Origin of the sequence: Pseudoruegeria sp. HB172150 (assembly GCF_013184805.1) — a bacterium.
Taxonomy (GTDB): Bacteria; Pseudomonadota; Alphaproteobacteria; order Rhodobacterales; family Rhodobacteraceae; genus Psychromarinibacter.
Map to the genome: position 1 here is coordinate 1 of NZ_JAATNG010000020.1, position 760 is coordinate 760.

A 760-nucleotide genomic window follows, 5' to 3' on the forward strand; every position below is an offset into this window, starting at 1 on the left:
GGATGCTGGACCACCTGGCGGTTCTGGTCGACCTCGACCTTGCCGGTTGCGACGACGGCGCCGGACAGTTCGGAAAACACCGCCCAGCCGCCGAAGCCGCCGACCAGGATCAACAGAACGATGAAACCGAAGGTCAGATACCCGCGGACGGCCAGAGCCTTGTTCATACCGCGCCTCCGGGGCCGACGCCCTGCGAGACCTGTTTGTAGTTCTGCAGCACTTCCTTCATCACCGCGTCACGCGGGCCGAAGGCGCGGCGGGCGCCGCCGTCGAGGACCAGCAGCATGTCGCATTGTTCGATGGCGGCCGGACGGTGGGCCATGATCAGCACCGAGCGCCCCTCTTCCTTGATCTGGCGGATCGCGGTGTTCAGCGCGATCGACCCCTCGTTGTCGAGGTTCGAGTTCGGTTCGTCCAGCACCAGCACCTTTGGATCGCCGTACATCGCGCGGGCGAGGCCGATCCGCTGTATCTGGCCGCCCGACAGGCGGCCGCCCGCGGCGCTGACCCGGGTGTCGTAGCCGTCGGGCAGTTTCAGGATCATTTCGTGCGCGGCGGCCTTTTTGGCCGCGGCGACCACCTTGGCAGGATCGGGCTGCAGGCTGAGGCGGGCGATGTTCTCGGCGATGGTGCCGTCGAAGAGCTGCACGCGCTGCGGCAGGTATCCGATGTAGTCGCCCAGCACGTCCGGATCGTAATTGTCGAGCGCCGCGCCATCGAGGCGGATCTTGCCGCCCGCGGGCCGCCAGACGCCGGTGAT

The 760-nt window shown here is 67.2% G+C and carries 1 protein-coding gene; it reads right to left on the bottom strand.

Annotated elements, in window-relative coordinates; translation table 11 throughout:
• Positions 1 to 163: 163 nt before the first annotated feature.
• A partial coding sequence (locus HCO70_RS24550; protein WP_172300555.1) for an ATP-binding cassette domain-containing protein occupies positions 164 to 760 on the bottom strand: 597 nt, incomplete at its 5' end.